The following is a 232-nucleotide window of genomic DNA, read 5'->3' as shown; positions in this document are numbered from 1 at the left end:
CCCCCCCCCCCCCCCCCCCCCCCCCCCCCCCCCCCCCCCCCCCCCCCCCCCCCCCCCCTCCCCAAACAAAAGCCCCCCCCCCAGATGTAGCTCCGTCTCGTGGGCTCGGAGATGTGTATAAGAGACAGGTGCAGAGCTGCTCGACATCCAGCAGGTCGCCGTCCACGGCCACCTGACCCTCGCCGTCCTGCTGCGCGCCGGCGACCACGCCGAGCAGCTCCGCGACGGCGGC

At 75.9% G+C, this 232-nt stretch carries 1 pseudogene; it reads right to left on the bottom strand.

The features are described from left to right. A pseudogene (locus ACR9ZK_RS23680) lies at window positions 1-232 on the bottom strand (hypothetical protein); the annotation flags it as partial.

It is taken from the genome of Monashia sp. HAY1-5C (assembly GCF_056755255.1).
Note: the sequence above shows the minus strand (reverse complement) of the source record. Positions and strands in the feature narration are given on the sequence as shown.